The 23,951-nt window shown below is 68.9% G+C and carries 18 protein-coding genes and 1 tRNA gene; 15 read left to right on the top strand and 4 right to left on the bottom strand.

The window, feature by feature from the left end; translation table 11 throughout:
* The first annotated feature begins 36 nt into the window (after nucleotides 1–36).
* The 8 genes from ACH4XV_RS12280 (at nucleotide 37) to pyk (ending at nucleotide 12,462) form a co-directional block, all read left to right on the top strand.
* Nucleotides 37–849 carry a DsbA family protein gene (locus ACH4XV_RS12280; RefSeq protein ID WP_395788955.1) on the top strand — a complete coding sequence of 271 codons (813 nt, stop codon included), beginning with the start codon at nucleotides 37–39 and terminating at the stop codon, nucleotides 847–849.
* Nucleotides 850–1,056: 207 nt separating this feature from the next.
* Nucleotides 1,057–1,647, top strand: coding sequence for a MauE/DoxX family redox-associated membrane protein (locus ACH4XV_RS12275; protein ID WP_395788953.1), 591 nt, complete (start codon nucleotides 1,057–1,059; stop codon nucleotides 1,645–1,647).
* Nucleotides 1,644–2,456: a DsbA family protein gene (locus tag ACH4XV_RS12270; RefSeq protein WP_395788951.1), complete on the top strand. Its 813-nt coding sequence runs from the start codon at nucleotides 1,644–1,646 to the stop codon at nucleotides 2,454–2,456. The genes ACH4XV_RS12275 and ACH4XV_RS12270 overlap by 4 nt, the downstream gene beginning before the upstream one ends.
* A gap of 114 nt (nucleotides 2,457–2,570) precedes the next feature.
* Complete coding sequence (lgt, locus tag ACH4XV_RS12265; RefSeq protein ID WP_395788949.1) at nucleotides 2,571–3,659, top strand: prolipoprotein diacylglyceryl transferase; 1,089 nt, start codon at nucleotides 2,571–2,573, stop codon at nucleotides 3,657–3,659.
* A 129-nt stretch (nucleotides 3,660–3,788) separates the two neighbouring features.
* Nucleotides 3,789–4,538: a VIT1/CCC1 transporter family protein gene (locus tag ACH4XV_RS12260; RefSeq protein ID WP_395788947.1), complete on the top strand. Its 750-nt coding sequence runs from the start codon at nucleotides 3,789–3,791 to the stop codon at nucleotides 4,536–4,538.
* A gap of 337 nt (nucleotides 4,539–4,875) precedes the next feature.
* Complete coding sequence (gene gltB / locus ACH4XV_RS12255; protein ID WP_395788945.1) at nucleotides 4,876–9,426, top strand: glutamate synthase large subunit; 4,551 nt, start codon at nucleotides 4,876–4,878, stop codon at nucleotides 9,424–9,426.
* Nucleotides 9,419–10,879, top strand: a complete 1,461-nt coding sequence (locus ACH4XV_RS12250; RefSeq protein ID WP_395788943.1) for a glutamate synthase subunit beta — start codon at nucleotides 9,419–9,421, stop codon at nucleotides 10,877–10,879. Before gltB ends, ACH4XV_RS12250 begins: the two co-directional genes overlap by 8 nt.
* Nucleotides 10,880–11,037: 158 nt before the next feature.
* Entirely contained in the window at nucleotides 11,038–12,462 is a 1,425-nt protein-coding gene (gene pyk / locus ACH4XV_RS12245; RefSeq protein ID WP_380011397.1) for a pyruvate kinase, read from the top strand.
* 60 nt (nucleotides 12,463–12,522) lie between these two features.
* On the opposite strand, the gene ACH4XV_RS12240 is transcribed toward pyk, so the two are convergent.
* From ACH4XV_RS12240 to ACH4XV_RS12230, 3 genes are all read right to left on the bottom strand, one after another.
* Nucleotides 12,523–13,278: a transcriptional regulator gene (locus ACH4XV_RS12240; protein WP_395788941.1), complete on the bottom strand. Its 756-nt coding sequence runs from the start codon at nucleotides 13,276–13,278 to the stop codon at nucleotides 12,523–12,525.
* Between the two features lie 11 nt (nucleotides 13,279–13,289).
* The gene (locus ACH4XV_RS12235) at nucleotides 13,290–14,060 is read right to left on the bottom strand and encodes a helix-turn-helix domain-containing protein (protein ID WP_395788939.1); all 771 of its coding nucleotides are present in this window, start codon (nucleotides 14,058–14,060) and stop codon (nucleotides 13,290–13,292) included.
* Between the two features lie 69 nt (nucleotides 14,061–14,129).
* A tRNA-Leu gene (locus tag ACH4XV_RS12230) sits at nucleotides 14,130–14,207 on the bottom strand.
* A 112-nt stretch (nucleotides 14,208–14,319) separates the two neighbouring features.
* Here ACH4XV_RS12230 and ACH4XV_RS12225 point away from each other — a divergent pair.
* The 6 genes from ACH4XV_RS12225 (at nucleotide 14,320) to ACH4XV_RS12200 (ending at nucleotide 20,591) form a co-directional block, all read left to right on the top strand.
* Nucleotides 14,320–14,940, top strand: coding sequence for an ANTAR domain-containing response regulator (locus tag ACH4XV_RS12225; protein WP_126641271.1), 621 nt, complete (start codon nucleotides 14,320–14,322; stop codon nucleotides 14,938–14,940).
* A gap of 213 nt (nucleotides 14,941–15,153) precedes the next feature.
* Nucleotides 15,154–16,443, top strand: coding sequence for a branched-chain amino acid ABC transporter substrate-binding protein (locus ACH4XV_RS12220; protein WP_395788937.1), 1,290 nt, complete (start codon nucleotides 15,154–15,156; stop codon nucleotides 16,441–16,443).
* Nucleotides 16,444–16,544: 101 nt separating this feature from the next.
* Nucleotides 16,545–17,468, top strand: coding sequence for a branched-chain amino acid ABC transporter permease (locus tag ACH4XV_RS12215; RefSeq protein WP_170222317.1), 924 nt, complete (start codon nucleotides 16,545–16,547; stop codon nucleotides 17,466–17,468).
* A complete protein-coding gene (locus ACH4XV_RS12210) occupies nucleotides 17,465–18,886 on the top strand; it encodes a branched-chain amino acid ABC transporter permease (protein ID WP_395788934.1) in 1,422 nt (473 codons plus the stop codon). Before ACH4XV_RS12215 ends, ACH4XV_RS12210 begins: the two co-directional genes overlap by 4 nt.
* On the top strand, nucleotides 18,883–19,806 hold the full coding sequence (locus ACH4XV_RS12205) for an ABC transporter ATP-binding protein (RefSeq protein WP_395788932.1): 924 nt from the start codon (nucleotides 18,883–18,885) through the stop codon (nucleotides 19,804–19,806). Before ACH4XV_RS12210 ends, ACH4XV_RS12205 begins: the two co-directional genes overlap by 4 nt.
* Nucleotides 19,803–20,591, top strand: coding sequence for an ABC transporter ATP-binding protein (locus ACH4XV_RS12200; protein ID WP_395788930.1), 789 nt, complete (start codon nucleotides 19,803–19,805; stop codon nucleotides 20,589–20,591). The genes ACH4XV_RS12205 and ACH4XV_RS12200 overlap by 4 nt, the downstream gene beginning before the upstream one ends.
* A gap of 68 nt (nucleotides 20,592–20,659) precedes the next feature.
* Here ACH4XV_RS12200 and ACH4XV_RS12195 read toward each other — a convergent pair whose 3' ends face one another.
* Complete coding sequence (locus ACH4XV_RS12195) at nucleotides 20,660–21,088, bottom strand: hotdog fold thioesterase (protein WP_395788928.1); 429 nt, start codon at nucleotides 21,086–21,088, stop codon at nucleotides 20,660–20,662.
* A gap of 47 nt (nucleotides 21,089–21,135) precedes the next feature.
* On the opposite strand from ACH4XV_RS12195, the gene polA reads away from it, so the two are divergent.
* Nucleotides 21,136–23,883 carry a DNA polymerase I gene (gene polA / locus ACH4XV_RS12190; protein ID WP_395789966.1) on the top strand — a complete coding sequence of 916 codons (2,748 nt, stop codon included), beginning with the start codon at nucleotides 21,136–21,138 and terminating at the stop codon, nucleotides 23,881–23,883.
* The last annotated feature ends 68 nt before the right edge of the window (nucleotides 23,884–23,951 follow it).

Raw genomic sequence — 23,951 nt, 5'->3', positions numbered from 1 at the left:
GCCATCCCACCCCAACCCCCATCGGAGGAACCCGCGTTGAGCGCCAAGACCAGGACCAACCGAACGCCCGTCATCCTCGCCGTCGTCGGCGTGTTCGTGGTCGCGGTGCTGGCCGCCGTCCTGGGCGTCGTGCTCACCACGGGCAACGAGAGCAAGAGCGACGACTCCGGCCCCGCGGCACAGCCGACCGGCGCCAAGGCGGCCATCCGCGACGTCGACCTCGCGAGCCTGCCCGCCGCCGTGCGGGCCGACGGCACCATCCGCGTCGGCGGCGACGCGGCCCCGGTCACCGTCACCGTGTACGAGGACTTCCGCTGCCCGTTCTGCAAGCGCTTCGAGGCCAACTTCGGCCCGCTGCTCGCCGACTACGTCCAGGCCGGGAAGATCAAGGTCCACTACCACATCGCGTCCTTCCTGGACGGCAAGCTCGGCGGCACCGGATCGGTCAAGGCCGCCAACGCCGCGCGCTGCTCGGTCGACACCGGCAAGTTCGCCGCGTACCACGCCGTGCTGTTCAAGAACCAGCCCGACGAATCCGAGGACGGCTACACCGCCGGCCGCCTCCTGGACCTGGCCGGCCAGGTCCAGGGCCTGCGCGGCGAGACCTTCGACGCATGCGTGAACACCGACGCCAACGGCGCCTGGGTGAGCGCCTCCGAGAGCACGTTCGAAAGCTCCGGCGTCTCCGCCACGCCCGCGATCGCCGTCGACGGAAAAATTCTGGACTCCGGGAACTCGGCCATGCGTTCGCCCGACAACCTTCGTGAACTGCTCGACCAACGCCTGGGGAACCCCGGGAGTGGTAAGGCGGCGCTCGGACAGGAACCTCAGGCGCCTTCGGCCGGTTAGACAGGACATGTGCCGGTCCGGGTGCGGGGGACCAGTGGACCGGCCGTCCCTGAACCTCACCCGTCGTGACGGAGGTCAGACCGTGGGAAGCAAGACGATCGAGCCGGCGGCCGAGCGATGAGCGCGACGGCCGGCCCGACCGGGGCGAGAGCGGCAGGCCCGGCCGGAGCGAGAGGGGCGGGCCCGCTCGCGGGTCTGCGGCCATACGTGCCGTGGATCGGCCTCGCCGCCCGGCTCGGCCTGGCCTTCGTCTGGGCATACGCCGGCTGGGAGAAGGCACTCGACCCCGACCAGGCCGCCTATGCGGTGCGCGGCTACGACGTGCTGCCCGACGGCCTGGTCGACCCCGTCGGCTACGCCCTGCCCTACCTGGAACTGGGCCTGGCCCTGCTCCTGGTGTTCGGCCTGGGCACCCGGCTCGTCGCGTCACTGTCCGCGCTGCTCCTGCTCGTGTTCATCGCGGGCATCGCCCAGGCGTGGGCGCGCGGCCTGGCGATCGACTGCGGCTGCTTCGGCGGCGGTGGTCCGGTCGAGCCGGACAAGACCGCGTATCTCGAGGAGATCCTGCGGGACTGCGGCTTCCTGCTGCTCGCGATCTGGCTGATCGTCTTCCCCCGCACTCGGCTGTCCGCCGACGCCTGGCTGTTCCCGGAGGAACCGCCCTACGACGAGGACTTCGAGGACGAGGACGACGAGGACGCCGACGAGGACGAGGCGCACACGGTGGCGGACGAGCACCGCGGGGACGCGAACCGGAACCCCGGAACCCGGGAACTGAAAGGCCCTGAGATCACGTGAGCTCGAAGAATTCGGCAGGCAAGCGCACCGCGCGCGAGCGGATGGCCCAGGAGCGCGCCCGCCAGGAGGCGGCCGACAAGCGCAAGCGGATGCTGATCATCGCCGGCGCCGTCGTGGCCGTCCTCGCGGTCGTCGCCATCATCGGCGTGGTCGTCGGCACGTCCAAGACCAACAAGAAGAAGGGGCCCTGGAAGGACGCGCTCGCCAAGCCCGCGAGCGCCCCGCCCAACCTGTCCGCGGACGGCCTGGGCATCCCGGTAGGCAGCAACCCCAACGCCCCCTCGCTGATCATGTACGAGGACTTCCGCTGTCCGATCTGCCACGAGGTGGAGAAGGCGCTCGGCCCCACCCTGCGGCAGATGGCCGACGCCGGCACGATCAAGATCGACTACCACATCGCCTCGTTCCTGGACGGCAAGCTCGGCGGCAACGGCTCCAAGTACGCGGCCAACGCGGCCGGGTGCGCGCAGACCGCGGGCAAGTTCGCGCCGTACCACGACACCCTCTACGCGAACCAGCCGGACGAGTTGAACGACAAGTTCGGCAACCGCTCCTATCTGCTCGACCTCGCGAGCAAGGTCGACGGCCTGCGCTCGCCGGCCTTCGACCAGTGCGTGAACGACCTGAGCCACGCCGGGTGGGTGAACCAGGTCGAGGACGCGTTCCAGCACGCCAAGATCGGTGACACCCCCGTCACCGGCACCCCGACCGCGGGCATCAACGGCAAGACCATCGACCTGATCGTCAAGGGCCGCGGCCTGGCCACGCCCGACGAGGTGCGCGCGCAGATCCTGGCGGCGATCAAGTAGTCACCGTCCGTCGCCGCAACAGCGGGCGCGACCCCGAAATCCCCGGGATCGCGCCCGTTCGCGCGTGCCCGCCGGCACACGTTCGCCCCCGCACCCGGTAGCGTCGTACCCGCCATGGACCTCGCATTCATTCCCAGCCCCTCGCGCGGACAGATCGACCTCGGTCCGATCCCGCTGCGCGGCTACGCGCTGTGCATCATCCTCGGTGTCGTCCTCGCGATCTGGCTCGGCGAGCGCCGCTGGGTCGCCCGCGGCGGTCGCGCCGGCACGGTCGGCGACATCGCCGTGTGGATGGTGCCCTTCGGCCTCGTCGGAGGCCGCCTCTACCACGTCGTCACCACGCCGGAGCCGTACTTCGGCGACGGCGGCGACCCCATGCAGGCGTTCGCCGTCTGGAAGGGCGGCCTCGGCATCTGGGGGGCGATCGCGCTCGGCGCGGTGGGCGCCTGGATCGGCTGCCGGCGTCGGGGCATCCCGCTGCCCGCGCTGGCCGACGCGCTCGCCCCGGGCATCGTGCTCGCCCAGGCGGTGGGCCGCTGGGGCAACTGGTTCAACCAGGAGCTCTACGGCCGCGAGAGCGACGTGCCGTGGGCGGTGAAGATCGACGGCGACCACAACGTGATCGACCCCGGCCAGAACGGCACCTTCCACCCGACGTTCCTGTACGAGTCGTTGTGGTGCATCGGCGTCGCCGCGCTGGTGATCTGGGCCGACCGCCGCTTCAAGCTGGGCCACGGCCGGGCGTTCGCGCTCTACGTCGCGGGCTACACGGTGGGCCGGTTCTGGATCGAATACATGCGCGTCGACGACGCCGAACACGTGCTCGGCATGCGGCTGAACAACTGGACGGCGATCCTCGTCTTCGCCGGCGCCCTCGTCTACATCTGGGTCTCCGCCCGCAAGCACCCCGGCCGCGAGGCCCCGGAGACGCTGCGCGGACACGACCCCGAGGACGGGGACGACGCGGACGCGGTCGGGACGGACACGGACACGGACACGAAGACGGTCGACGCGGACGCGGAGCAGAGCGACCCGGACGCGACGAAGGCCGCCGTCGACCTCGGGAAGTCCGACCGACCCGCCCCCGTCGACGCCGACGCCGACGCGGAGCCGGACGCGGCAGCGAGCGACGCCGAGCCCGGCCCGGACGACGCCGGGGAGCACGCCGGCTCCGGCCCGCGCAAGGCCGCCGACAAGGGCTGACCGACCCACGCCGAAGGCCGTCCGAACCCGCGCCCACCTGCGGGTTCGGACAGCCTTTCCTGGCCGGCGGCACCCGGCGGCGAAACGGTAGCGTCGTGGCCCCAGCGTGACGAGAGGGCCGAACGAACCGTGAAGACCAGCGACATAGCCGCCGAGGTGCCCGACCCCGCCCCGGAGCTCGGACACCAGGACGGCATCGACCACACCCACCGCGACATCGGCGGCGGCTGGCTGCGCCCGGCCGTGTTCGGCGCGATGGACGGCTTGGTCTCCAACTTCGCGCTCATTTCCGGCATCGTCGGCAGCGACGCGACCCCCAGGACCGTCGTGGTCACCGGCCTTGCCGGCCTGGCCGGCGGCGCCTTCTCGATGGCGGCGGGGGAGTACACCTCGGTCGCCTCGCAGGCCGAACTGGCCCGCGCCGAGGTCGAGGTCGAACGCCGCGAACTGTGCCGCAGCCCCGAGGCCGAACAGCGCGAGCTGGCCGAGCTGTACATCGCCCGCGGCCTGGACGAGGACCTGGCCGTCGAGGTGGCCCGGCAGCTGTCCCGCGACCCCGAACTGGCCCTGGAGATCCACGCCCGCGAGGAACTGGGCGTCGACCCGCACGACCTGCCGTCGCCGTGGCTGGCGGCCGGCTCCTCGTTCGCCTTCTTCGCCATCGGCGCGCTGCTTCCGCTGCTGCCGTACCTGCTCGGGGCGACCACCCTCGCGCCCGCGCTGATCCTGACCGCCCTCGGCCTGTTCGGCGCCGGCGCCGTGGTCTCCCGGGTCACCGCCCGGCCGTGGTGGTTCGGCGGAACCCGCCAGTTGGTGCTGGGCGCGGCGGCGGGCGGACTGACCTATCTGCTCGGCCTGCTGATCGGCCGACAGGTATGAGAGGTGCCCACGACGTGAACGCGGCGTGAGGCGTCCGTAACCTGCGCGTAGCCCGGCGACCCCACCCGGAAACCAGCCGCCATACCGGTCCGAGACATGCGGTTTCGTCGCCCGGATCGTCGGGAATGACCCACCCGATATGCCAAGGCGACCGGCGCGGCGCAGCGCTCGAGGGCCGGGCCGAATCACCCTGGTGACCGCATGGTGAGACGGGTTTGTCCCGGGTTCCGGATAGACGTACTGATCGTGTAACCTGCACGAAATCGCAGAGGGCCAACGTCGTCCCTGTTGCGCACCACACGCCACGACGACGACGGGAGCGCCCATGCCTCCTGCCATGCCCACATCCTCGGGCCCCCTCTTCTCCGCGATTCCCGCGGCCCAGGGGTTGTACGACCCCCGTAACGAGCACGACGCCTGCGGTGTCGGATTCGTGGCCACGCTCACCGGCGAGCCCAGCCACGACATCGTCGACCAGGCGCTGACCGTCCTGCGCAACATGGAACACCGCGGCGCCACCGGCGCCGAGCCCGACACCGGCGACGGCGCGGGCATCCTGATCCAGGTCCCCGACGCCTTCCTGCGCGAGACGGCCGGCTTCGCGCTGCCCGCCGCCGGCGGCTACGCGGTCGGCATCGCCTTCCTGCCCGACGACGACGTGCACGCGGGCCGCGCCAAGTCCTCCATCGAGCGCATCGCCGCCGAGGAGAACCTGCGCGTACTCGGCTGGCGCGAGGTGCCCACCACGCCCGGCCTCGTCGGCAACGGCGCCCGCGCCACGATGCCGCGCTTCGCCCAACTGTTCGTCGCCGGCGTCGACGACACCGCCACCGGGATCGCCCTCGACCGGCTCGCCTTCGCGCTGCGCAAGCGCGCCGAGCGGGAGGTCGAGGTCTACTTCGCCTCGCTGTCCGCGCGCACCCTGGTCTACAAGGGCATGCTCACCACGGGACAGCTGGAGCCGTTCTTCCCCGACCTGTCGGACCGGCGCCTGGCGTCCGCGATCGGCCTCGTGCACTCGCGGTTCTCCACCAACACCTTCCCGGCCTGGCCGCTCGCCCACCCGTACCGCTTCATCGCGCACAACGGCGAGATCAACACGGTCAAGGGCAACCGCAACTGGATGGCCGCGCGCGAGTCCATGCTCGCCACCGACCTCATCCCCGGCGACCTCAGCCGGCTGTACCCGATCTGCACGCCCGAGGCATCCGACTCGGCGTCCTTCGACGAGGTCCTGGAACTGCTCCACCTCGGCGGCCGGCCGCTGCCGCACGCCGTGCTGATGATGATCCCCGAGGCGTGGGAGAACCACGCCACGATGGACGACGCCCGGCGCGCCTTCTACAAGTTCCACGCCACCGTGATGGAGCCGTGGGACGGCCCGGCCTGCGTCACCTTCACCGACGGCAGCCTCATCGGCGCCGTCCTGGACCGCAACGGCCTGCGGCCCTCGCGCTACTGGGTCACCGACGACGGCCTGGTCGTGCTCTCCTCCGAGGTCGGCGTCCTGGACATCGACCCCGCCCGGATCGTGCGCAAGGGCCGCCTCCAGCCCGGCCGGATGTTCCTGGTCGACACCGAGGCCCGGCGGATCGTCGAGGACGACGAGATCAAGACCGCGCTCGCCGCCGAACACCCCTACCAGGAATGGCTGCACGGCGGCCTGATCAACCTGGAGGACCTGCCCGAGCGCGAACACGTCGTGCACACGCACGCCTCCGTCTCGCGCCGCCAGCAGACCTTCGGCTACACCGAGGAAGAACTCCGCGTCATCCTCGCGCCGATGGCCCGCGCCGGCGGCGAACCGCTCGGCTCCATGGGCACCGACAGCCCCATCGCCGCGCTCTCCGCCAAGCCCCGGCTGCTGTTCGACTACTTCGTGCAGCTCTTCGCCCAGGTCACCAACCCGCCGCTGGACGCGATCCGGGAAGAACTGGTCACCGCGCTCGGCAGCTTCGTCGGCCCCGAGGGCAACCTCCTCGACGCCCAGCCCGCCGACTGCCGCAACGTCGTCCTGCCCTTCCCGGTGCTGGACAACGACGAACTCGCCAAGCTCATCCACATCAACCTCGACGGCGACCAGCCCGGCCTCAAGGCCGTCACCATCTCCGGGCTCTACCCCGTCGACGGCGGCGGCGCCGCGCTCGCCAAGCGGCTCGAGGAGATCCGCGCCGAAGCCACCCGCGCGATCGCCGACGGCGCCCGCATCGTGGTGCTGTCCGATCGCCACTCCGACGCCGAACACGCGCCGATCCCCTCACTGCTGCTCACCTCCGCCGTCCACCACCACCTGATCCGGACCAAGACCCGGACCCGGGTCGGACTGATCGTCGAAGCCGGCGACGTCCGCGAGGTGCACCACGTCGCGCTGCTCATCGGCTACGGCGCGGCCGCCGTCAACCCCTACCTGGCCATGGAATCCGTCGAGGACCTGGTCCGCGAGGGCGTCTTCCTCAGCGACATCGCCCCCGAACAGGCGATCCGCAACCTGATCAAGGCGCTCGGCAAGGGCGTGCTCAAGGTGATGTCCAAGATGGGCATCTCCACCGTCGCCTCCTACCGCGGCGCCCAGGTGTTCGAAGCCATCGGCCTCGCCGAGGACTTCGTCGCCGAATACTTCACCGGCACCACCAGCAAGCTCGGCGGCATCGGCCTCGACATCGTCGCCGAGGAAGTCGCCCGCCGGCACGCCAAGGCCTACCCGCCCACCGGCATCGCGCCCTCGCACCGCCGGCTGGAGATAGGCGGCGAGTACCAGTGGCGCCGCGAGGGTGAACCGCACCTGTTCGACCCGGAGACCGTCTTCCGGCTCCAACACTCCACCCGCACCCGCCGCTACGACATCTTCAAGAAGTACACCGCGCGCGTGGACGAGCAGTCCAAGCGCCTGATGACGCTGCGCGGCCTGTTCGGCTTCCGCGACGGCGTGCGCGAGCCCGTCCCGATCGACGAGGTCGAACCCGTCTCCGAGATCGTCAAGCGGTTCTCCACCGGCGCGATGTCCTACGGCTCCATCTCGATGGAGGCGCACCAGACGCTCGCCATCGCGATGAACCGACTCGGCGGCAAGTCCAACACCGGCGAAGGCGGCGAGGACCCCGAGCGGCTCCACGACCCCGAGCGGCGCTCGGCGATCAAGCAGGTCGCCTCCGGACGCTTCGGCGTCACCAGCGAATACCTGGTCAACGCCGACGACATCCAGATCAAGATGGCCCAGGGCGCCAAGCCCGGCGAAGGCGGCCAACTCCCCGGGCACAAGGTGTACCCGTGGGTCGCCCGCACCCGGCACTCCACCCCCGGCGTCGGCCTCATCTCCCCGCCGCCGCACCACGACATCTACTCCATCGAAGACCTCGCCCAACTCATCCACGACCTCAAGAACGCCAACCCCGCGGCCCGAGTGCACGTCAAGCTCGTCGCCGAGGTCGGCGTCGGCACGGTCGCGGCGGGCGTGTCCAAGGCGCACGCCGACGTGGTGCTCATCTCCGGGCACGACGGCGGCACCGGAGCCTCGCCGCTCACCTCGCTCAAGCACGCGGGCGGCCCGTGGGAACTCGGCCTCGCCGAGACCCAGCAGACGCTGCTGCTCAACGGCCTGCGCGACCGCATCGTCGTGCAGACCGACGGCCAGCTCAAGACCGGGCGCGACGTGCTCGTCGCGGCACTGCTCGGCGCCGAGGAATACGGCTTCGCCACCGCGCCGCTCGTGGTCTCCGGCTGCGTGATGATGCGCGTGTGCCACCTCGACACCTGCCCCGTCGGCGTCGCCACGCAAAACCCCGTGCTGCGCGAGCGGTACAACGGCCAGGCCGACCACGTGGTCAACTTCTTCGAGTTCATCGCCGAGGAAGTCCGCGAACTGCTCGCCCAACTCGGCTTCCGCACCCTGGAAGAGGCCGTCGGCCACGCCGAACTCCTCGACACCGCCGCGGCGATCGAACACTGGAAGGCCGAAGGGCTCGACCTCACGCCCCTGTTCCACGTGCCCGCCCTCCCCGAAGGCGCCGCACTGCACCGCACCGGCCCCCAGGACCACGGGCTGGCCAAGGCGCTGGACAACCAGCTCATCCAGCTCAGCGCCGACGCGCTGGAACGCGGCGAGAAGGTCGTCATCAACCTGCCGGTGCAAAACACCAACCGCACCGTCGGCACGATGCTCGGCCACCAGGTCACCAAGCGCTACCGCGGCGCCGGACTGCCCGACGACACCATCGACATCACCCTCACCGGCTCCGCCGGCCAATCGTTCGGCGCGTTCGTGCCCAAGGGCATCACCCTGCGGCTCGAAGGCGACGGCAACGACTACGTCGGCAAGGGCCTGTCCGGCGGCCGGATCATCGTCCGCCCCCACCGCGCCGCGACCTTCGCCGCCGAGGACAACATCATCGCCGGCAACGTGATCGGCTACGGCGCCACCGGCGGCGAGATCTACCTGCGCGGCGTCGTCGGCGAACGCTTCTGCGTACGCAACTCCGGCGCCACCGCCGTCGTCGAGGGCGTCGGCGACCACGGCTGCGAATACATGACCGGCGGCCGCGCCGTCGTCCTCGGCCGCACCGGCCGCAACTTCGCGGCCGGCATGTCGGGCGGCATCGCCTATCTCCTCGACGCCGACCCGAACAACATCAACACCGAACTCGTGGGCGTCGAAGACCTCGACGCCGCCGACCGCGCCGAACTGCACGACGTTGTGCGCCGGCACCACGAGGAGACCGGCTCGGCCGTCGCCGAAGCCCTGCTCTCCGACTGGGACGCCGCCTCCCGGCGCTTCACCAAGATCCTGCCCAGGGACTACAAGGCAGTGCTCGCCGCCAAGGACGCCGCCGAGCGAGCCGGTCTCCCCGAGACCGAGATCGTCCAGAAGATGATGGAGGCGGTTCATGGCTGACCCGAAGGGCTTTTTGACCACGCCCCAACAGCTCGGCACGCGGCGCCCCGTCGACGTGCGCATCCGGGACTGGAAGGAGGTGTACGAGGAGCGCACACTGCTCCCGATCATCACCGAACAGGCCGGCCGCTGCATGGACTGCGGCATCCCGTTCTGCCACAACGGCTGCCCGCTGGGGAACATCATCCCCGAGTGGAACGACCTGGTCTGGCGCGACGACTGGCAAACCGCGAGCGAACGCCTGCACGCCACCAACAACTTCCCGGAGTTCACCGGGCGGTTGTGCCCCGCGCCCTGCGAGGCCGCGTGCGTACTCGGCATCAACCAGCCGCCGGTCACCATCAAGAACGTCGAGGTCTCGATCATCGACCGGGCATGGGACGACAACAACGTCGCCCCGCAGCCGCCCGACCGGCTCTCCGGCAAGACCGTCGCGGTGATCGGCTCCGGCCCCGCCGGCCTCGCCGTCGCCCAGCAGCTCACCCGGGCCGGGCACACCGTGGCCGTCTACGAGCGGGCCGACCGGATCGGCGGACTGCTGCGCTACGGCATCCCCGAATTCAAGATGGAGAAGCGGCACATCAACCGGCGCATCGAACAGATGCGCGCGGAAGGCACCAAGTTCTACACCGGCATGCAGATCGGCACCGACCTGGACGCGGCCAAGCTGCGCCGGCGCTACGACGCGGTGGTGATCGCGGCCGGCGCCACCGCCGCGCGCGACCTGCCGATCCCCGGACGCGAGTTCGGCGGCGTGCACCAGGCGATGGAATACCTGCCGTTCGCCAACAAGGTGCAGGAGGGCGACCTCGTCGCCTCGCCGATCGACGTCGCCGGGAAGCACGTGGTGATCATCGGCGGCGGGGACACCGGCGCCGACTGCCTGGGCACCGCGCACCGTCAGGGCGCGGCCTCGGTCACCCAGCTGGAGATCATGCCCCGGCCCTCGGAGGAGCGGCCCGCCGCGCAGCCGTGGCCGACCTACCCGATGACCTATCGGGTGGCCAGCGCGCACGAGGAGGGCGGCGAGCGCGTCTACGCCGTCAACACGCAGGAGTTCGTCGGCGGCGAGGACGGGCGGGTCAGGGCGCTCAAGCTGGTCGAGGTGGTGTTCGAGGACGGCCGCTTCGTACCGGTGCCCGGCAGCGAGCGGGAGATCCCGGCCGACTTCGTCTTCCTGGCGATGGGCTTCACCGGGACCGACCGTTCCAACGGGCTGGTCGAGCAGCTGGGCCTGGCCCTGGACGAGCGCGGCAACGTGGCGCGCGACGAGGCGTTCGCGACCAACGTCGACGGCGTGTTCGTGGCCGGCGACGCCGGGCGCGGGCAGTCGCTGATCGTCTGGGCGATCGCCGAGGGCCGCTCGTGCGCGGCGGCGGTGGACGGCTGGCTGACCGGCGGGACCAACCTGCCGGCGCCGATCCGACCGACCGATCGACCACTCACGGTGTGACGGAGAGCGACCGCACGAGTCGGGATTGAATATGTGACGAAAGTCGCGTGAACGAGAAAGGGCGCCGCCGTTGCGGCGCCCTTTCCGCATGCCGGAAAAGCGCCATATACCGGACGCGGGTACGGCTTACCCGGCGGTAGGAACTAGGCTTTGGGACCATGCGTCGAGCCAAAATTGTCTGCACCCTGGGTCCTGCCACAAATTCGTATGAACAGATCCGCACGCTGGTCGACGCAGGCATGGATGTAGCCCGCTTCAACCTCAGCCACGGCGCGTACGCCGAGCACGAGGAGCGTTATCACCGCGTCCGTCGGGCATCCGACGAAACCGGTCGCAGCGTCGGCATCCTCGTCGACCTCCAGGGCCCGAAGATCCGCCTGGAGACCTTCGCCGAAGGCCCCGTGCTCCTGGAGCGCGGCGACGAGTTCACGATCACGACCGAGGACGTTCCCGGCGACAAGCACGAGGTCGGCACCACCTACAAGGGGCTGACCGCCGACGTCACCAAGGGCGAGCGGATCCTGATCGACGACGGCCGGGTCACCCTGGAGGTCGTCGACGTCGAGGGCCCGCGCGTGCACACGATCGTCATCGAGGGCGGGATGGTCTCCGACCACAAGGGGCTCAACCTGCCCGGCGTGGCGGTGAGCGTCCCCGCGCTGTCCGAGAAGGACATCGAGGACCTCAAGTGGGGCCTCGCGCTCGGTGCGGACATGATCGCGCTGTCGTTCGTGCGTGCCGCGAGGGACATCGAGGACGTCCACAAGATCATGGACGAGGTCGGTGTCCGGCTGCCGGTGATCGCCAAGATCGAGAAGCCGCAGGCGGTGGACAACCTCGAGGAGATCGTCCACGCCTTCGACGCCATCATGGTCGCCCGCGGCGACCTGGGCGTCGAGATGCCGCTGGAGGCCGTGCCGATCGTGCAAAAGCGCGCGATCACGCTGGCCCGGGCCAACGCCAAGCCCGTCATCGTCGCCACCCAGATGCTCGACTCGATGATCAGCGCCTCGCGTCCCACCCGGGCCGAGGCATCCGACGTCGCCAACGCCGTCCTGGACGGCACCGACGCGGTGATGCTCTCGGGCGAGACCTCGGTGGGCAAATATCCGATCGAGACCGTCAAGACCATGGCGCGGATCGTGGTCGCGGCGGAGGACTCCACCGCGATGCAGGAGGAGATCCGCACCATCGCCGGTCCGCGCACACAGGGCGGGGTGATCGCGAAGGCCGCGATCGAGATCGCCGAGCGGCTCGACGCCAAATACCTGGTCGCGTTCACCCAGAGCGGCGACACGGGTCGGCGGCTGTCGCGCTACCGCTCGATGATCCCGATGCTGGCCTTCACCCCGGAGCCGGCGGTACGCAGCCGGCTGGCCCTCACCTGGGGCCTGGAGACCTTCCTCGGCCCGCTGTGCAGCCACACCGACGAGATGGTCCGCCAGGTGGACGCGGCCCTGCTGGCCATCGGCCGCTGCAAGAAGGGCGACCTGGTCGTCATCACGGCCGGCTCCCCGCCCGGCGTCCCCGGCTCCACCAACCTGATCCGCCTGCACCACATAGGGGATCTCCCGGCCGAGTAGCACTCGTCCGCGATCGGCAGCACCGATGGCTCGTCACCCGCCCCGGCGGATGACGAGCCATCAGTATTTCGGCCCCACGTGCTCATCCATGAGCGCGACGGACGCCCGACGGGCGACGGAGAGATTGTTCCGCCGAGCGAACTTCCACTCGACACCGAGTTCATCCAACGTCCTCGTGAGGATCCGCATGATGTCCGCGGACTCGTTGGTGAAGAGGTAGCGGGGATACTCATAGCGCTTGCGCTCACCCGCGACCACGCGGGTGGTCCAGTTCGTGACCCGACACCCATCGGAGTGAATCAACCCACGCACCAGCGCCCACGGCTCGCCCCGAACGATGTCCCGCTGCCAGGACTCCAACACGATCTCCCGCTCATGCTTGCGCCCGGACCCGTGCTGGGGAAACAGACACGGCCAGTGCTTCCAGAGCGACGTGACCATGTGACAGCCCTGACGAGGCGCACGAAAGACGTTGCTGCCGGGGCGAACCGCACGCATCGCCGCCTCGCACTCGTCCATCAGACCGGGCCAGGCGTCTCCACAGGCGATCCGCAACCCGTACACACCTTTCGCGTAGCCGCTGAGGCAGCCGTCGCCGAGATAGAGGCCGAGCAGATAGGCGTAGTCCCGGCCGGGTTCCGGCGCGGTGGGGATTGCGATGCAGCGAACACAGCCCGTGGGCCGCGCCGGGTCGACGCGGACTCGCCATGACCGCATGGCGGCACGAGAGATCCCGGTTTCCCTGCTCACCGAGTTCAGACTGCGTCCACCATCGAGGAGTCGGAGCGCCGCCAGGCGCGTCGTCGTGTCGTACATGCGCGCGGGCCTCAGTATTTGGGGCCGACATGTCGGTCCATGAGCGCGACGGAGGCCCGACGGGCGACGGAGAGAAGGTTTCGCCTGGGGAACTTCCACTCGACACCGAGTTGGTCCAGTGTCGTGCCGAGGATCCGCATGATGTCGGTGGACTCGTTGGCGAAGAGGTAGCGCGGGTATTCGTAGCGTTTGCTCTCGCCGGCCACGACCTTCGTCGTCCAATTCACGATCCGGCAACCGTCGGAGTGAATCAGGCCACGCACGAGCGACCAGGGTTCGGCGCCGACGATGTCCTGCTGCCAGGGTTCGAGGACGATCGGCCGCTCGTGCTTGCGGCCGGGGCCATGCTGGGGGAACAGACAGGGCAAGTGCTGCGAGTAGCGCTTGACGTCCGTACAGCCCGGCCGAGGCACGAAGTTCGGCGCAGGGCCTGGAAGAACCCTGGACATGGCGTTCGCGCACTCTCGGATCAGGCCCGGCCAACTATCGGCGCAGTAGATGGAGATGCTGTAGGTGCGCGGGTGGGCCGCGATATGGCCGTCGCCGAGGTAGAGGCCGAGGAGGTACGCGTACGAGCCGCGATCGATCTCGAGGTCGTCACCGTGACAGCGAAAGCAGGGAGCGAGGCGTCGGCCGGGAAGCTCACCGTGCCGAAAGCGTTCCATGTGCAGCCAGTAGCCCACGGTCCCATAGGGGACGCATAGCCTACGAGCCACCTCGGCGTTGGTGACACCGGCGTGCAGCAGATTGAGTGCCTGACGGCGAAGATCCGGGTTGCTCATGGGCCCACCGTGGACCGCAGACAGCTACTGGATCAGACGTTCGAGTCCGATTCACTCGATCGGACCAGCTGGTGCCCCGGGTCGGACTCGAACCGACACTGTATGGGTTTTGAATCCATTGCCTCATGCCAATTGGGCTACCGGGGCGGCTGAGCTGGGCTTTTCACCGTTCGGTGGGAAACCCAACACCTGCACGAGGAACACCATACCGCCTCTCGGTACCCTCGTGTCCGCACCATTTCTCTGATCGAGGAGCCACGTGACCGCCGCCACGCAGCCGCCCGCCGCAGAGCAGGACAGTCGGCGCGCCCGTGTCGTCATTGCCGAGGACGAGGCGCTGATCCGGCTCGATCTGAAAGAGATGCTGGAGGAAGAGGGGTATCACGTCGTCGGGGAGGCGGGGGACGGGCAGCGGGCCGTGGAGTTGGTGGAGGAGTGTCGGCCCGATCTGGTCATCCTCGATGTGAAGATGCCGATATTGGACGGCATTTCGGCGGCCGAGCGGATCGCCCAGGCGCGGCTCGCGCCGGTGCTCATGCTGACGGCCTTCTCGCAGCGCGAGCTGGTCGAGCGGGCCCGGGACGCGGGGGCGATGGCCTACCTGGTCAAGCCGTTCACCAAGGGCGACCTCGTTCCGGCGATCGAGATGGCCGTCTCGCGTTACACCGAACTGGCCGCCCTGGAGCGTGAGGTGGGCGACCTCACCGCGCGGCTGGAGACCCGCAAGCTCGTGGACCGGGCGAAGAGCGTGCTGCAGGAGAAGTACGGGATGTCGGAGCCGGAGGCGTTCCGGTGGATCCAGAAGGCCTCGATGGACCGTCGGATGTCGATGCGCACCGTGGCCGAGGTGGTCGTGTCCGGGGGCGACGTCGCCGACTGATCCGAGATTGTCGATTCAGCTACGAACCCGTCCGGTTCCCGACAAACCGGACGGGTTCGTCGTTTTTCCGGCAGCTGATGATCATATTTGATCACTTTGGATCGTAAGAATTCGTTTCCAGTTTCTTTTGGATTACATCTGGTTACGGGCGCATCACATCTCCGTCGGCGGACTGCCGCTGCCGTTCCGGCCGGACTACATTCCGGGCACCGCATGTTCATCGCGGTTTGTGAAGGCGCCCCGATGCGGGCTCCGAACTTTTTCTACAAGGGGTTGGGGTTTGCTGTGCTCAAGCGACGCGTGATCAAAATCGCGCTGCCCATCGCGGCAGCGGCACTCGTGCTTTCCGCGTGCGGCAGTGACGATGACGGCGACAAGAAGAAGGACGGGGGCAGCTCCGCTTCCGGCAACTCCGGCGGCGGTAACAAGCCGACCTGGACCATCGGTTTCCAAGCGGGCCTCTCGGGGGAGAATGCTCAGCTTGGCATCAACGAAGAGAACGGCGCTCGGCTCGCCGTCGAGCAGGCCAACGCGAAGGGCGATCTTCCCTTCACGCTCAAGTTCAAGACCTCGGACGACGAGGCATCGGAGACCAAGTCGGTCTCCGCCGCGCAGAAGCTGATCGACGACAGCAATGTTGTTGCCGTTATCGGCCCCGCCTTCTCCGGCCCGACCAAGGCCGCGTCGCCGAACTACGCCAAGGCGAAGCTCGCCACGGTTTCCCCGTCCGCCACGAACCCGTCCCTGACGAACCCGGAGAACAATTTCACCGCGTTCCTGCGGGGTGCGCCGAACGACAACGCCCAGGGCGGCGGGATGGCGAAGTACCTCTCGAAGAAGCTCCAGGCCAAGAAGGTCTTCGTCGTCGACGACAAGACCGAGTACGGCGTGGGCCTGTCGAAGGTCGCCAAGGACGAGCTGACCAAGGCCGGCGTCCAGGTCGTCTCGGACAGCGTGCCGAAGGCCACCCCGGACTACGGTCCGATCTCCACGAAGATCAAGAACTCCGGCGCGGACGCCATGATCTACGCGGGCTACTACCAGGACGGCGCGCCGTTCGCCAAGAAGCTGAAGGAAGCGGGCTTCAACGGCCCGAAGTTCTCCGGTGACGGCACCAACGACGCGCAGTTCGTCTCGCTGGCCGGCGACGCCGCCAACGACTGGTTCCTCACCTGCCCGTGCGCCGACGCCAACGTCGAGGCGGCCACGAAGCAGTTCACCGAGGACTACAAGAAGCGCTTCAACACCAACCCGAGCACCTACTCGGCGGAGTCGTTCGACATCGCCAACCTGGTGATCGACCAGATGAAGTCCTTCGGTGCGGAGAAGATCACCCGCGAGGCGATGCTCACCAAGCTCAAGGGCGCCTCGTACAAGGGTCTGACCAAGACCTTCAAGTTCAAGCAGAACGGTGAATTCGACGGCGCCACGACCTTCATCTACCAGGTCAAGGGCGGCAAGATCGGCTACATGGGCGACATCGACCAGCTCGTGGGCGGCTGACCTCCTCGTCGAGGACGTCGCCACCTGACGATCGGGCCCGGGCCTTCCCGGAGTTTCGGGAGGGCCCGGGCCCGTCCGGTTTTCTTGAGGAAGCTTTCCTTATGCAACCTGATGAAATCCTGGATTACCTTATTCCAGGGATCATGCTCGGTGCGCTGTACGCGGTCATCGCCATCGGCTATACCCTCGTCTATGGTGTGCTACAGCTCATCAACTTCGCACACAGCGAAGTCTTCATGGTGGGCGCCTATTCGGCCCTGCTCGCCTTGACCTGGATCGACCCGAGCACCAACCCGACGGCACTGGTGTCGGTCTTGTTGGTCGCGGCGGGGTTGGCCGTTTCCGGTACCGCCGGAGCGGCCACGGCCTTCGCTCTGGAAAAAGTCGCGTACAGACCGCTCAGACGCAGGAACGCGCCACGTTTGGCGTTCCTGATCAGCGCGATCGGGGCCTCCTACTTCCTGCAGAACCTGGCGGGGAAGTTGTTCGGTCGCGACTCGCGCGCACTGCCGACGCTGTTCGAGAACAAGAAGGTCTTCTCGGTCTTCGGCACCCAGGTGACCATCCTGCAGCTGCTCATCGTGTGCGCGGCCGTGCTGATGATGGTCGGCCTGGACTACCTGGTGAACCGCACCAAGCTGGGCTCGGGTATCCGGGCGGTGGCGCAGGACGCCGAGACGGCGGGCCTGATGGGCGTGGACATCGACAAGGTGATCTCGCGTACGTTCATCATCGGCGGCTTCATGGGTGGCATCGCCGGTTTCCTGTTCGGCCTGCACCTGCAGCTGTCGTTCACGATGGGCTTCCTGCCGGGCATCACGGCGTTCGCCGCGGCGGTCGTCGGCGGGGTCGGCAACATCCGCGGCGCGATGATGGGCGGCATGCTGCTCGGCATCGTGGAGAGCTTCTCCTCGCCGATCTTCGGTGAGTCGTGGCGGTACGTCAGCGCCTTCGCGGTGCTGGTCCTGGTGCTGATGTTCCGGCCGACCGGCATCCTGGGCGAGCGCTTGGGGAGGTCGGCGTGACCACGACCACGACACAGACGGATTTCGCGCCGACGGCGGCGACGCTGGCCAAGTTGCGGCGCAAGCGCTGGTACCAGCACCCGATGTACGGCCGACTGGTCGGCACCGTCGCGGCGGCCGTGCTGCTGGACGTGATGAGCGGTCCGCAGGGCAGCCGCGAGGACGTGTTCTTCTCGCTGGACAAGACCCTCGGCTCGATGCGCGTGGTCTGGTGGATCATCGGCGCGGTCGCGCTGTGGGCGGTGATGGAGTTCGGCAAGCCGCTCTATCAGCGTTTCCTGGGGCCGAAGGTGGGTCCTCTGGACCGCCTCACCTCCCCCGTGACCGGGCCGGTCAAGGCGGTGGCGGCGCAGGCCAGGGCGAAGACGGCCGATTGGCGCCGGATCATCTGGGTCCGGCTCGGCTTCTCGGCGGTGGTGATCGGCCTGCTGATCCTGCTGCCGAACCTGCTGTCCACCTTCTGGAACCAGGTCCTGGTCAACGAGGTGGCGATCTACGTCCTGCTCGCGATCGGGCTGAACGTGGTGATCGGCTGGGCGGGTCTGCTGGACCTGGGCTTCATCGCGTTCTTCGCGATCGGCGCGTACAGCACGGCGTATTGGACCGGTGCGATGCCGGTGGATCCGCCGTTCAAGCTGAACGCGTTCCTGGTGATCCCGGTGGCGGTGGCCACGTGTCTGCTGGCCGGGCTGCTGCTCGGCGCGCCGACGCTGCGGTTGCGCGGTGACTATCTGGCGATCGTCACGCTCGGCTTCCACGAGATCATCTACCTGATCGCCAAGAACGCGGACGGGTTCACCAACGGCCCGCGCGGGGTCCAGGGCATCTCGAACTTCGGGATCCACATCGGTCCGATCGACTACGACTGGGAACTGGATCCGGTGCCCTACTGGTACCTGCTGATCGGGATCGCCACGATCTTGATCATCGCGTTCCTGCGGCTGGAGCACTCTCGGGTGGGTCGGGCCTGGACGGCGATTCGCGAGGACGAGGTGGCCGCGTCGGCGACGGGCGTGCCGACGGTGAAGTTCAAGCTGATGGCGTTCGCGATCGGCGCGTCGACGTCCGGTATCGCCGGGGTGGCGTACGCGAGCAAGGCGCGCTTCATCAGCCCGGAGAGCTTCCTGCTGTTGTTCTCGGTCCTGGTGGTCGCGTACGTGATCTTCGGCGGCATGGGTTCGCTGTGGGGCGTGATCATCGGTACCGCGTTCCTGGCCTGGCTGCCGCAGTACATGAAGGACTGGGTCGATCCGAACGACCGCTTCATGTATCTGGGCGCGCTGCTGATCATCATGATGATCTACCGGCCGCAGGGTCTGATCCCCTCGGTGCGGCGCAAGCGTGAGTTGAGCATGGCCAAGGCGGGTCTCGGCGACGCGGACGCGATGTCGGAGCCGGCCGGCGGGAGGATGACGTGAGCATCACCACGACGAAGGCGGACGAGCGGCCTCGGGTGGATCCGGGCGACCAGGTGATGCGGGTGCGCGGTGTGACGCTGCGTTTCGGCGGCCTGGTGGGCCTGTCCGATGTGGCGTTGGATCTGCACCGGGGCGAGATCCTGGCGGTGATCGGGCCGAACGGCGCGGGCAAGACGTCGCTGTTCAACTCGCTCACCGGGATGTACGTCCCGCAGGAGGGCACGATCGTGCTGCGCGACCGGTCGGGCGGCGAGCATTCGCTGCTCGGTCGCAAGCCGCATCTGGTCAACCGGCTGGGGGTCGCCCGCACCTTCCAGAACATTCGCCTGTTCGGCGCGTTGACCGCGCTGGAGAACGTCAAGATCGCGGCGGAGACCCGGCAGAAGTCGGGCCCGGTGTCGATCATGCTGGGGTTGCCGAACGCGCGCCGCGAGGATCGGGAGAGCGACCGGCGGGCGCTGGAGTTGTTGCACTTCGTCGGTCTGGACGGGCTGCTCAACGAGTTGGCGGCGTCGTTGTCCTACGGTCAGCAGCGCAGCCTGGAGATCGCTCGGGCGCTGGCCACCGACCCGCAGGTGTTGCTCCTGGACGAGCCGGCGGCGGGCACCAACCCGACGGAGAAGCTCGACCTGGAGGTGTTGATCCGGCGGATCAACCGCGAACTGGGCATCAGTGTGCTGCTGATCGAGCACGACATGCGTTTGGTGATGTCGGTGGCGGACCGGGTGACGGTGCTCAACTTCGGCAAGGTGATCGCCTCCGGCTCGCCCGCCGAGGTGCAGCGCGACCCGGAGGTCGTGGCCGCGTATCTGGGCGCGGAGATGGCCGCCGAGATGACCGGTGCGACGCAAACCGAGGTCGGCGGGGTGCCCGAGGACGGTTCGGTCCCCGCGCAGCGGGACGGGGAGGAGCAGCGATGAGCGCCGCCGACGCCGCGGGCGCGGACGCGATCGGGTTGGCCAAGCCGGCCGCCGGCACGGCCGTACCGCCCCGGAAGAAGATGCTGGAGCTGGACGATCTGCACGTGTTCTACGGCGCCATCCAGGCGCTGAAGGGTGTGCACATCGAGGTGAACGAGGGCGAGATCGTGGCCCTGCTTGGTGCCAACGGGGCGGGCAAGACCACCACGTTGCGCACCATCTCGGGGTTGTTGTCGCCGCGTGAGGGCGAGGTGCGCTGGCGCGGCGAGCGCATCGACGGGGTGCCGGCGCATCACGTGGTGGGGCTCGGCATCGGGCATTCTCCGGAGGGTCGTCGGGTGTTCCCGGCGATGACCGTCACGGAGAACCTGAACATGGGCGCCTACCGGTTCAAGTCGGTGCCCAAGGCCGAGTTGGACCGGGTGTTCGAGCTGTTCCCGCGCCTGGCGGAGCGCCGCGAGCAGTTGGCGGGCACGTTGTCGGGTGGCGAGCAGCAGATGCTGGCGATCGGGCGCGCGTTGATGGGGCAGCCCAAGCTGCTGCTCCTGGACGAGCCGTCGATGGGTCTGGCGCCGCTGATCGTGGCGCAGATCTTCGAGATCATCCGGGAGATCAACGAGCAGGGCACCACGGTGTTGCTGGTCGAGCAGAACGCGGCGCAGGCCTTGCGGCTGGCGCACCGGGGTTATGCCCTGGAGACCGGGTCGGTGGTGTTGTCCGGGCCGGCCGATCAGCTGTTGTCGGATCCGAAGGTGCGCGAGGCGTATCTGGGCGAGGGCGCGTAGCGCGAAGGTGTCCGCGCGGCGGAGGGGGTCGGCCCCTTCGCCGCGCGGTCGCGGCGCCGGTCGGCGGGTCAGGGGCGCTTGATCATGCAGCTGAGCCGTGCGGTGCAGATGCGCCGGTCGTTCTCGTCGGTGATCACGATCTCGTAGGTGGCCAGGGTGCGGCCCAGGTGTACGGGGGTGGCCACGCCGGTGACGACGCCGGCGTCGGCGGAGCGGTGGTGGGTGGCGTTGATCTCGATGCCCAGGGCCATGGCGTCGCGGCCGGCGTGTAGTGCGGAGCCCACCGAGCCGAGGGTTTCGGCGAGGACGCACGACGCGCCGCCGTGCAGCAGCCCGTAGGGCTGGGTGTTGCCCTTGACCGGCATGGTGGCGACCACACGCTGGGCGGATGCCTCGACGAATTCGATCCCCATGCGCTCGGAGAGGGTGTCCCGGCTGCCGAGGTTCATCAGGGCCAGGATCTCTTCGAGGCTGGGCGGGGTGGTCTCGTCGGGCATGGTGCGCTCCTGTCGGATACGTGGTTGTGTCGGCCTGACAGCCTAGGATCGCGGTCGTGGCAGCTACTCGGACCCCCCAGACCTCCGTTCCCGCCGGTTCCCGGCCGCGACTCCTGCTCCTCGACGGGCACTCGTTGGCGTACCGGGCCTTCTACGCGCTCAAGGAAGCGTCGATGAGTACCGCGACGGGCCAGCCGACCCAGGCGGTCTACGGGTTCACGTCGATGTTGGTGAACGTGTTGCGCGACGAGGCGCCGACCCACCTGGGTGTGGCGTTCGACGTGTCCCGGCAGTCGTTTCGCACCGAGGAGTTCCCCGACTACAAGGCGAATCGTTCGGAGACTCCGGAGGAGTTCAAGGGCCAGGTCGAGCTGATCGTCGAGGAGCTGACGGCGATGGGCGTGCCGACGATGCGCGTCGCCGGTTTCGAGGCCGACGACGTGATCGCCACGCTGGCGACCCGGGCCGCGGCCGAGGGTTTCGAGGTGCTGATCCTCACCGGCGACCGTGACGCGTTGCAGCTGGTCACGCCGGATGTGACGGTGCTGTATCCGATGATGGGCGTGAGCAAGCTGCACCGGTTCACGCCGGAGGCGGTGGAGGAGAAGTACGGGCTGACGCCGGCGCAGTATCCGGACTTCGCGGCGCTGCGCGGCGACCCGAGCGACAATCTGCCGGGCATTCCGAAGGTGGGCGAGAAGACCGCGGCGAAGTGGATCCGCGAGTTCGGCTCGTTCGCCGAGCTGGTGGCGCGTGCCGACGAGGTCAAGGGTCAGGCCGGGCAGAATCTGCGCGACAACCTGGACAACGTGAAGTTGAACCGGCGGCTGACCGAGCTGGTGCGCGATGTCGAGCTGGATGTGACGCCGACGGATCTGGAGCGCAAGCCGTTCGACCGGGAGGCGGTCGAGGTGGTGCTCGACGCGCTGGAGTTTCGCAACGCGAGCTTCCGGGAGCGGCTGTGGGCGGTGGACCCGGGGGCGGTGGTCGCGGTGGTGGAGCCCGAGCCGGGCTTCGAGATGGACACCACGGTGGTCGCGCCGGGCGCGCTGGCCGAGTGGTTGGCCGAGCACGCGGCGGGCGCGGAGCGCACCGGGTTGGCGGTGGACGGCTCTTGGGGGCGCGGCACCGGTGAGGTGAAGGGGTTGGCGTTCGCCGCGGCCGACGGGTCGGCGGCGTTCGTGGATCCGCTGACGATGGACGCGGGCGACGACGCGGCGCTGGCGGCGTGGTTGGCGGATCCGCGGCGGACCAAGGCGGTGCACGACGCGAAGGGGCCGATTCTGGCGCTGGCCGCGCGCGGCTGGGCGTTGTGGGGGATCACCAGCGATACCGCGCTGGGCGCCTACCTGGTGCTGCCCGGGCAGCGCTCGTTCGCGCTCGAGGGCCTGGTGGAGCGGTTCCTGGGGCGCGAGTTGCGGGTGGACGCGGGTGGCTCGGGCGACGGGCAGTTGGCGCTGGACATGTCCGACGAGGCCGACGCGGAGCCGGGCGCGGCGTTGATGCTGGCGGCGCGGGCGGTGGTGGATCTGGCGGCGGCGTTGGATACAGAGCTGGCCGCCAAGGGCGGGTTGGAGCTGCTGCGCGACATGGAGTTGCCGCTGTTGCCGGTGCTCGCGCACATGGAGCAGACGGGTATCGCGGCCGACCTGCCCTATCTGGAGCGGCTGCAGGAGCAGTTCGCGGCGGCGGTCAAGCAGGCCACCGAGGAGGCGCACGCCGCGGTGGGGCACGAGTTCAACCTGGGCTCGCCCAAGCAGTTGCAGGAGATCCTGTTCACCGAACTGGGCCTGCCCAAGACGAAGAAGATCAAGACCGGGTTCACCACCGACGCCGACGCGCTGACCTGGTTGGCCACGCAGACCGACAACGAGTTGCCGGTGATCCTGCTGCGCCACCGCGACCAGACCCGGCTGCGCACCACGGTGGAGGGTCTGATCAAGACGGTCGCCGACGACGCGCGCATCCACACCACGTTCAACCAGACGGTGGCGGCCACGGGCCGGTTGTCCTCGCAGGACCCGAACCTGCAGAACATCCCGATCCGGACCGAGGAGGGCCGGCTGATCCGGCGCGCGTTCGTGGTCGGCGAGGGCTTCGAGGGGCTGCTCACCGCCGACTACAGCCAGATCGAACTGCGGATCATGGCCCACCTGTCGCAGGACACCGCGCTGATCGAGGCGTTCACCTCGGGTGAGGATCTGCACTCGACGATGGCCGCGCAGGTCTTCTCGGTGGCGCCGGAGGCGGTGGACCACGGGCTGCGCAGCAAGATCAAGGCGATGTCCTACGGGTTGGCGTACGGGCTCTCCGCGTTCGGCCTGTCCCAGCAGTTGGACATCGAGCCGGCCGAGGCGCGCGGGCTGATGGAGACCTATTTCGAGCGGTTCGGCGGGGTGCGCGACTACCTGCACAAGGTGGTCGAGGAGGCCCGGCAGACCGGCTACACCGAGACCGTGTTCGGCCGCCGGCGCTATCTGCCGGATCTGACCAGCGACAACCGGCAGCGGCGCGAGATGGCCGAGCGCATGGCGCTGAACGCGCCGATCCAGGGTTCGGCGGCGGACATCGTCAAGGTCGCGATGCTCGCGGTGGATCGAGCCATGCGGGAGGAGAAGCTGGCCTCGCGGATACTGCTCCAGGTCCACGACGAACTGGTCCTGGAGGTGGCGCCCGGCGAGCGGGAGCAACTGGAGGCGCTGGTGCGTCGGGAGATGGCCGGCGCGTATCCGCTGCGCGCGCCGCTGGACGTCTCGGTCGGTTTCGGGGCGAACTGGGAGGACGCCGGTCACTGATCCGGAACGAGTGCGCCATGGGGGTGGAGAGCCGGCCGAAGCCGGCATAGGTTCGCACGGGCACCGGT

The sequence above is a fragment of the Embleya sp. NPDC020630 genome, assembly GCF_044334985.1.
In the GTDB taxonomy this organism is placed as follows: Bacteria; Actinomycetota; Actinomycetes; order Streptomycetales; family Streptomycetaceae; genus Embleya.
This window is presented reverse-complemented; position numbering and strand designations above follow the sequence as displayed.